General features: G+C 25.3%; 11 protein-coding genes and 1 pseudogene. 2 read left to right on the top strand and 10 right to left on the bottom strand.

Annotated features, from left to right (window positions below; genetic code table 11):
• Window positions 1-142: 142 nt before the first annotated feature.
• The 6 genes from TICRE_RS08115 to TICRE_RS13255 all read right to left on the bottom strand — a co-directional run bounded on the left by TICRE_RS08115 (window position 143) and on the right by TICRE_RS13255 (window position 2944).
• A complete protein-coding gene (locus tag TICRE_RS08115) occupies window positions 143-880 on the bottom strand; it encodes a class I SAM-dependent DNA methyltransferase (RefSeq protein ID WP_075726953.1) in 738 nt (245 codons plus the stop codon).
• A gap of 2 nt (window positions 881-882) precedes the next feature.
• Complete coding sequence (locus tag TICRE_RS08110; RefSeq protein WP_075726951.1) at window positions 883-1098, bottom strand: small, acid-soluble spore protein, alpha/beta type; 216 nt, start codon at window positions 1096-1098, stop codon at window positions 883-885.
• 49 nt (window positions 1099-1147) lie between these two features.
• The gene (locus TICRE_RS08105; protein WP_075726950.1) at window positions 1148-2074 is read right to left on the bottom strand and encodes a type II CAAX endopeptidase family protein; all 927 of its coding nucleotides are present in this window, start codon (window positions 2072-2074) and stop codon (window positions 1148-1150) included.
• A 151-nt stretch (window positions 2075-2225) separates the two neighbouring features.
• Window positions 2226-2492: a type II toxin-antitoxin system RelE family toxin gene (locus TICRE_RS08100; RefSeq protein ID WP_075726948.1), complete on the bottom strand. Its 267-nt coding sequence runs from the start codon at window positions 2490-2492 to the stop codon at window positions 2226-2228.
• Between the two features lies 1 nt (window position 2493).
• Window positions 2494-2730 carry a type II toxin-antitoxin system RelB family antitoxin gene (gene relB / locus TICRE_RS08095; RefSeq protein ID WP_075726945.1) on the bottom strand — a complete coding sequence of 79 codons (237 nt, stop codon included), beginning with the start codon at window positions 2728-2730 and terminating at the stop codon, window positions 2494-2496.
• A 46-nt stretch (window positions 2731-2776) separates the two neighbouring features.
• Complete coding sequence (locus TICRE_RS13255; protein WP_158016487.1) at window positions 2777-2944, bottom strand: site-specific integrase; 168 nt, start codon at window positions 2942-2944, stop codon at window positions 2777-2779.
• A gap of 872 nt (window positions 2945-3816) precedes the next feature.
• Between TICRE_RS13255 and TICRE_RS08090 the strand changes: the two genes are divergently transcribed.
• Complete coding sequence (locus tag TICRE_RS08090) at window positions 3817-4296, top strand: hypothetical protein (RefSeq protein ID WP_158016485.1); 480 nt, start codon at window positions 3817-3819, stop codon at window positions 4294-4296.
• Window positions 4297-4755: 459 nt separating this feature from the next.
• Here TICRE_RS08090 and TICRE_RS13855 read toward each other — a convergent pair.
• Window positions 4756-4824 (bottom strand): annotated as a pseudogene (locus tag TICRE_RS13855) (hypothetical protein); the annotation flags it as partial.
• An 80-nt stretch (window positions 4825-4904) separates the two neighbouring features.
• Window positions 4905-5078 (bottom strand): hypothetical protein, encoded by a 174-nt coding sequence (locus tag TICRE_RS13250; protein WP_158016483.1) that lies wholly within the window; start codon window positions 5076-5078, stop codon window positions 4905-4907.
• Between the two features lie 225 nt (window positions 5079-5303).
• Here TICRE_RS13250 and TICRE_RS08085 point away from each other — a divergent pair, with 225 nt between their 5' ends.
• Window positions 5304-6158, top strand: a complete 855-nt coding sequence (locus TICRE_RS08085) for a PH domain-containing protein (protein ID WP_075726941.1) — start codon at window positions 5304-5306, stop codon at window positions 6156-6158.
• A gap of 939 nt (window positions 6159-7097) precedes the next feature.
• Here the strand turns inward: TICRE_RS08085 and TICRE_RS08080 are convergent.
• Both TICRE_RS08080 and TICRE_RS08075 read right to left on the bottom strand, forming a co-directional pair.
• Complete coding sequence (locus TICRE_RS08080; protein ID WP_143583116.1) at window positions 7098-7724, bottom strand: hypothetical protein; 627 nt, start codon at window positions 7722-7724, stop codon at window positions 7098-7100.
• Window positions 7725-7740: 16 nt separating this feature from the next.
• The gene (locus TICRE_RS08075) at window positions 7741-8163 is read right to left on the bottom strand and encodes a hypothetical protein (RefSeq protein ID WP_075726938.1); all 423 of its coding nucleotides are present in this window, start codon (window positions 8161-8163) and stop codon (window positions 7741-7743) included.
• Window positions 8164-8445 lie beyond the last annotated feature (282 nt).

The following is an 8445-nucleotide window of genomic DNA, read 5'->3' as shown; positions in this document are numbered from 1 at the left end:
TTTTCTATGCCCTTTTTCTGTGTATAACTAGATTCTCCAAAATTAACGAGCATATTTATTTATTGAATTAAATTTCCCTTTGTGGATAACCTTAGATAATTTCAAAACTCTATTCTGCAACTATCTAAGGATATTATTCATGCTATTTAATAGAGATAAAATTAATTCTTTCAGTCTTTTCCCTAGGTGTATCAAAAGTAAAACAATCATAGATATGATTTGTCTTAAAACCTGCTATTTTAAGGGCTTCTAGTACTTCTTCTACTTTATATGCTCTTTCTCTGTGATGTTCATCAAATCTTTTATAATTTTCCTCTTCCCTTAAGAAGAAAGTTAGGTAAAAATCACATACATTTGAACTTTCATCAAATAAATTTTCCCAGGTATAAAATATATCTTCTCTATCTTCTATAAAGATATTATTTCCCAATGTATTTTTCAATTTATAATAGGAATTTATATCAAATGTAAAAATCCCCCCATCTTCTAGATGGTCATATACATTTTTAAAAGTATTTATCAAATCTTCTTTTTCAAGTATATAGTTTATGCTATCACAAATAGATACTATGGCTTCAAATTTTTCGTTAAATTCAAAATCTATCATATTTTGCTTTACTAACTTTACGTTTTTATATCTATTTAGCTTGTCATATGCTTTTGATAACATTTCATCTGATAAATCAAAGCATGTAAGCTTGTACCCATTTTCAGCAAAGTAATAAGATAAGCTACCAGTACCACATGCCATTTCTAGTACTTTTTTAGGACTTTTTTTATATTTTTTAAATATATCTTCTATATAATTAAACCAATTTTCATAATCAAAGTCGTTCATAAGCTCATCATACACTTTTGCAAATTTATTATATATATTCATCTTTACTCCTCTTTCAGTTTTCTTTTCTTCTTTCTAGATGTCATAATACCCCCTATTTTCCCTGTCTCCTTAGCCGTTAAACCTCCCCAACCCATATCTTCAATTTTATCCAAAAGTCCAAGTTCTTCTGCTATCTCATATTTTAATATATCATCTTTTGTAATTATCTTTTTCTTTTTTCCTTTATTTTTGATTTTATTTATATCTATATTTTTCAAATTTATCCCTCCTAAGTATTATTATGATTAAAAAAGGATAAACTTATTCCTATATAAATATGAACATGAAATTAAAAATAAAAAACATTATACTTACTATTATAATTGGAGTATAACTCAAGAAGTTATTATTGTGTACATATTCAGTTTCTATTTCTTCTAGATACTCCACAGTAGAAGGAGTCAATTTATTTAATAATGTTTTTACAATTTTTATCAAAAGAAGTATAAACACTCCTACTATAGCAAATGCCATTATTGTTTGTAAAGTATCTACATCTGTTTCTTGACCTGAAATATTATTTATGGTATCCATATTTTTCATCATAAAATAATTTAAAACTAATGCTATAGAATTATTTAAGGTATGACCTATCATAGAAGAATAGATAGAATTTGTCTTATACACCATTATTCCAAATACTATACCTAAAATAGTAGGACCAATAAAATTTATTATATTAAAATGAAACATTCCAAATAAAATTGCTGTTATAATAATAGCTCTTTTTATTCCAATTTTCTCGTAAGCTCTAAGAATAGTCCCTCTAAACATAATCTCCTCACATATACCTGGCAATACTGCTACAAAAAATACTGCCCATAAAAAAGGTGTCTGTGATATCTCAACAGGTAGTGGTATAATATCAGGATTTAAAGGTCTTAGTAAATCTATTATACTTACAAATATAGTTTGAAAAAATACTGATATAGGATATACTAAAATAGTTATAAAAAATATTAATATTATATTTTTAAATTCTATCTTATTAAGTCTAAATACTTTTTTTAAATTTAACCCTTGTAATTTTACAAACATTATACTAGGAAGAGCTATAATTAAAACTTCTGTTACCAAAACTCCAAAAAATATATTTACATTCTGAGTCATGCCGCCTACAAGCAAAAATACCATAGCAAGTATAAAGTATAGTAAATTTGTTTTGTATATTGATAATTCCTCTCTTATTCTCATAATAATCTCCTTTTAAACATTATCCAAAAGTATCACTTTAAATTCTTTATAAAAAACCCTTCTAGATACAGTATAGTCTCATGAATGTGTCTAGAAGGTATAAGTGTAGGTATTAAGTTTCATAAATTTATTAGTTCTACATTTATTTATCTTATCTATATACTTTACTTCTATGCTCTATATTAACTACTAATATTAGTGATTTATCTACTTGTATATCTGTAATAATCCTATAATCTCCTACTCTATATCTGATACTACCTTCAAATTGCTCCTTTAATGACTTTCCTCTCTCATAAGGATCATTGCAATCTTCTAGGTTTTTATCTATCCAAGATAAGATATATAATTTATTGTGATTATCCATTTTTTTTAGTTGTTTAAATGCTTCTTTTGAATAAATAACTTTATAATACATATTACAGTTCTTCTTTCTTTAAACCTAGCTCAGACAATACTTCATCATGAGTATAAGTAGTAGAATCTTTTTTCAATTCCTTCATTCCTTCTCGGTACAATTTTAAATGTATTTCATTTTCAATTATATCCTCAATACTCTCTCTAATTACATCTGATATTGTCTTATTATTTGTTTTAGCATAGCTTTCAAGTAATCTTTTATCTTCTTCATTTACTCTGACATTGATAGTATGCATATCAAAACGCTCCTTTGTATTACAACGTAATATAATTATATGCCATTTAAAATTTTATATCAATATAATTTAAAATATTTTTTAATATTAACTCCCTTAAAGCGACATTGATTCCAACCACAAACATGGTATAATCTCTAATATTATTTTCCTTTAAATATATTTTCACTGAATCAATCTTTTTAGGATCTCTTATTGGATCAACACTTACCATAAAAATCTACTTTCTTTCTAAGTTTTAAATAAGATGATTATATCATGATTTAAGGCAAACACAAGGAAGGAAAATAAAAAAGGATAGAGAAGTGAACCTCTTATATCCTAGGTGTATCAATTGTTATAGCTGTTTTTTCCAGTTTGTCATAATTACATTTAAGACAAATTCAAATATATGAGAATTTAAACTTAAAAAATGTAATGAAAGTTCTAACTAATAGACTTCTTATAATTTTTCATAATAAAATTACCCCATTTGTATGAAATCATATCACAAGATATATAGATTTAATATTGTTTTAAATTTCTTATTAAGGCAAACTGGGTTTTAAATTAATATATATAGCTATCTATCTTATTTTATCATTACTTTTTGTCTTACTTTCTTCTTTTTTACCAACTTTATTTGTTTCTTCTGATTTTCTTTTTAGATTCTCAATATCAAAGCTAGATTTTTACTTGCTTAACTCTATTTTCTTTATCATATTCTTTTTTAAAATGATTGTCTTTATCTTGGAGAAGGTGACAGAGATAAAATAATACTCTTTCATTCTTTATCCTTAATATTATATTAGATGAAAATACTCTCTAAATATATTGAGGATAAATAAAAACTTAAGGCTCAGGATCTAAAGATAAGTGTATTGTAATAATACTTAAAATAATTCAAAATATAGTAAACACTTTAAAAGTGTTATATAATTTAATAAAATATTTAAGGTTTTATTATGAGTATTTTAAAAATAAAAACCTGTTCTTTTATTTACTCTTATCAAAGCAGCTGATCTTGTTATAGCTATTGAAGTTTTCATATTCATAGTAAGGATTGTTTTAGTAGCTATATAATAATTTAAATAATGAGGTGATATTTTGAAAATGCCTGAGGTATATCTGATAGGTGAGCTAAGAATGCAGAATTTTGAAATTTTCCGTCTTATCCATAGTAAAAAAGATGGCTGGGATTATACGATAGGTTTTGTTTTAATTGAGGATTGCAATAGAAAAACAGAACTTGATGACTACCCGTTTTTAATTGATGTTTATAAGAACACTGATGAATTTGAAGGTGGTAATAATATTATAAAAATAAAAGCAATCCTTACCGAACCACTTAATGAAGATGATAATAAAGTTATTGAACATATTAGTATCAGTCTAGTAGAATTCAAAGAAAATGTAGACTGCGTTTTTTCGATTATTGTGAAACCAGATTTAGAAACATTAATAGAAAAATTAGAAGAAGATCCATTTATGGTTTTTAATGAACTTTTAAAGTTTACAGAAGCAAAACCAAATGTTACTCATCTTGATAGAAAATCACTCCAAAGACTTTCTCAAGAAAATGTATAATTTTTATCTATTTGAAAGAAAAGCTACAGAACTTAAATTCTGTAGCTTTTCCCTATCTTCTAATTTTATTTTTTATCCCTTCATTTTTTTAAACTATTTTATAACTTAAAATTACAAAACATATAAATCAGTATCTAGATTCTTATTAAAAATATCTTGTAGGGAATTATTATCAATAATTATCGCCTTTATAAAACTTATTAATATTCCATTTTCTTCGAATGCACAAATTTTTATAGATTCATTAATTATCACCATTAAAAAAGTACCAATATTTTTCTGCATTTGTAATAGAATAACTGTTATTTATGAGAAATATAAAATACAAAAAAATATAATATATTTAAAAGCCTTTTTAAGCTTCATATTTCTAAACCCTTTTCAGTCCTTTAATTTTTACAATAGACATTTTAAAACGAGTGGCATATTTTGTAGCTCATTAGGAGTTACACCATGTAATCATAAACAATATCTTTTATTATCATTTAAGAACTCCCTTGAACCATATACTCTTTTTATCCATTTTTTTGCTTGTGGTTCTTATTATTTAAAAAGAACCCTCAAATAGTATTGAAGGTTATTTTTAACGATTGATTTAAACTTTTAATTTAAGCGATTGTTTCCTGAACCATGGCTTGTATTTTATTTTCTAATTTAGCGGGCTCTTCTTCTCCCATTAATTCATGGTCTACTTTCCCAATGTTTTCTGAATGATTAATTTCATTAAATAATTTGATTCTGTGGTTAGCTAAGACTTTTTCAAATCTTTTCGCAGTTTCCACTACTAACTAAGGACTTTCGACTTTTTCTAATCCATTATTTCCCAAAGCTCATCTTTCCTTTCGCTTACTATATTTTTATCATACCGCCAGTCTATCATAAATACACTCTCTCCTCCATTAATCAGATTAGAAAAACCTTGAATTGTACTATTTGTTAGAAAATCAACTAGTTATTTGTGATACACTATATAGTAATTAAATTCAACTAGTAAAGGATTGTTACATATGAAAATTAAAAATAAAAGAATTGGTAGCTTTATCTCACTATTGTTAATAGGAACCTTAACTTTTTCTTTCTTATTTTTTACTAAAAGTAGACATTTATTCAATTTTTTTAACGCGGATCAAAAGCTTTATATTACACTATTTATTAGCCTAGGAATTCTTCTAATTATTGTGGGCTTTTTTCTATTAATAAAAACAATCAAACAATCTCTAACAGATGATGAGATTTCAAAAACTGAACATGCAGATTTAGGAGTCTATAACAAAGTAAGAAATCCCTTTTATTCTTCGATTTTTTTAATCTCTTCGGGATCTTTATTAATGACTGCTAATTTTCTATCTTTAGGTATTATTGTAACCAATTGGTTGATTTTAACGACTCTCATTATATTTACCAAAGAATCAAAACGAAATAATCCATCAGACGAGAGTTATTTAAAATATATGTTAAAAGTCAATCGATTAATCCCATGGTTTAATCAGTACTTTAAAATAAGATCATTCAATTCGAAAGATCAGTTCTATTTAGAGCAAGCAAAAGATTTTTTAGATAAAGAATTAATTGCGCCAGTGATGGGTGTTTATTTTACATCTTTTCCAAAAATCCTTTGGTTTCGAAGAGGCATTTGCTTCGTCACTGAAAAAGGCGTGGGATTTTACTCTTACGATGTCTTTAGGGGTCACTATGGACAACTGATTGCATTCGACATGATTTCATCCTTTATTTATGGAAGAGGAATGTTCGGTTACTCCCTCCGTTTACAAGCAAGTAATGCTTCGATTAATTTATACTTTATTCAAAAAGGCAATTTTGAAAAAATTACTCGTTACATCAAGGAAAAAACGAATCTATAATTTAATAATGGATTTTATTACATAATTAAACTATTTAGCTTCTACTATTTACCACACCCAAAAGACCAGAAATGCTTATTTGAAGCTTTCCTAGTCTTTTCTTCTGTTCACTTTCTAGAGATAGGTAATCAATAAGAATAGACATGAACCTCACCTCTTTTTTAAAATTATATCATCGTAATAACTACATGCCAATTAGTGCGATGGTATATTCACAATGTAGTATATGGTAATATAAATGTAGTCATATCTCCTAGACATCCATTGCAATTACTGGGGTGTAAAAGCGTAAATTCTTTTACTTCTTTAAAGCATTTAATCTTTATATCTTTATATCTTTCTAAGAGAAAAAGTTATCCACAGGATTGAGATTTTTAAAATCTAAAAGCAAAGTCTTAAAATCACTTTTTGTCTTATACTATATTAACGAATGAGATTGATGATTTGTGACAGTTTATTTCATTTATTTTATCTAAATTATGTATATCTTTAAAAAAGCTTGATGATCAATATTTTCTGCCAAATATTGATCTCTAATAATTCTATTAGCAACATAAAACATGGTTTGCTTATGGGTATTATAAATTTGTTTAAATGTCAATCCCAAAATGGTTCTTTCCAATTTTAGTTGATTCTATGGTAATTTTCTAATATAATATGTCCATATTAAAACTTTGGAGGAATTGATATTGGATGAATTAATTAAATTATTAGATAAAATCTTAGAATAATACAATACATCTTTTATTCACCGATTACAGGCAAGCTCAAAGAAGAAAAATAAAAAATGACAGATAAGTGAACCTACTCTATCCTTGTCTTTACAATTGTTACAGCTCTTTTAATCAGTTTGTCATAATTGCATCTAAGACAAACTGATATGTTTTATTAAAGCGTTATAAAATTTAAAGTTATTCATTTTAAAAAGCAAGAAACTATTTATTTTACATGTATATTTATTATAGAATTTTTTAAACCAATTCTTTCTTTTAATTGATTACTCAGTTTTAGTTTAAAATTTATATTTTCAGGAATATCTTTAAATTCATATATGAATCCTGTCACTATTGTTCCATCAGTGGAATTAATATTTATTGGTTCTATACCTATTATTTCTAAATGATCTTGATATTCGCCATCAAGACTTCCTTTTTCAAACCATGGATCTATAGTAGAGGAAACTATACTTTGTTCTTCAATAATACTAATTTTAAAATTACTATTATTGAATTCAATATCTTTATTATCAATAATTGGTTTACCATCAATTTCTATTTTATATCTAAACTCATTTTTTGCTAATTCTAAAATTTCATCATCATCTAGATGTTTTATCGTTTCTTTAGCAAAATTTTTATAAGAATCAGATTCTTCTTCTAACTGACTATTTAGTATCTTATATTCATTATTCTGTTCTTCCAATTCTTTAATTTTTTCTTCATAAAGTTTTGTCTCTTTTTTTGTTTCGCTTGAATCTGTTTTCTCAAATTCAGAAGTTTCTTTATTGCACCCCACTATTAATATTAAGCCAATTAATAAAAAAATTAATACAGTCAATTTTCTCATCTTTAAACACCCCATATCATTTTTTATCATTATAATCATATAAATGTAAAAAGTATCTATCATTTATTTTTTCTAAATAAAAGAATTTACTTTTATAACTTTTTATACTTGAATACATTCCTGATTCTTTTATATAATTATTTTTCATATATTTCTTTTCCTTATAATCATATAAATAATAGTCTTCACTAGTAAAAATTAATAAAGTATTTTTATTAATTTCATGTACTCCAATTATATCGTTTCCCGCTGTTACTCCAGGTATGGCATGGTATAACCAACTATCATTCTTTTTAACATATAATTTACCGGAATCATAAAATGGCGCTTCATATATATAATCTGAAGTAATAATTATATTATCATTTCCAGAAATAAAAATTAATTTTTCATTTAAATTTATTGCTTTTTTTGAATTTTTAATATCTTTTTTACTCACCTTATATATATAAGCTGTGCCTTCTTTTTCTATATCTTCATTTCTATATTTTACAATTTGATAATATATTATATCTTCTAAACCACCTGCAAATAAAATATAATCTCCAGTTACATTTCCTGAAGAATTTATTAAATAGTTGCTTTTAGCTATAGTGGTCCTCTGTCAAGAAAAAGGACAAATTAAACATAATAAATCTATATTCTGTTAAATAATATTTTCTTCCTCATAGTCATAAGGCGACTTCATGTCACAGTGACTATGTATTCTCTTTGTATTGTA

The organism is Tissierella creatinophila DSM 6911 (assembly GCF_001940565.1).
Taxonomy (GTDB): Bacteria; Bacillota; Clostridia; order Tissierellales; family Tissierellaceae; genus Tissierella_A; species Tissierella_A creatinophila.
The sequence above is the reverse complement of the archived record's forward strand: the minus strand, read 5'-3'. Positions and strand labels throughout refer to the sequence as shown.

Coding starts and splice junctions, on each gene's coding strand:
- relB (WP_075726945.1), bottom strand. CDS start 2,730: ATGCATACTATCAATGTCAGAGTAAATGAAGAAGATAAAAGATTACTT.
- TICRE_RS08085 (WP_075726941.1), top strand. CDS start 5,304: ATGAAAATTAAAAATAAAAGAATTGGTAGCTTTATCTCACTATTGTTA.
- TICRE_RS08080 (WP_143583116.1), bottom strand. CDS start 7,724: ATGAGAAAATTGACTGTATTAATTTTTTTATTAATTGGCTTAATATTA.
- TICRE_RS13255 (WP_158016487.1), bottom strand. CDS start 2,944: ATGGTAAGTGTTGATCCAATAAGAGATCCTAAAAAGATTGATTCAGTG.
- TICRE_RS08115 (WP_075726953.1), bottom strand. CDS start 880: ATGAATATATATAATAAATTTGCAAAAGTGTATGATGAGCTTATGAAC.
- TICRE_RS08105 (WP_075726950.1), bottom strand. CDS start 2,074: ATGAGAATAAGAGAGGAATTATCAATATACAAAACAAATTTACTATAC.
- TICRE_RS08100 (WP_075726948.1), bottom strand. CDS start 2,492: ATGTATTATAAAGTTATTTATTCAAAAGAAGCATTTAAACAACTAAAA.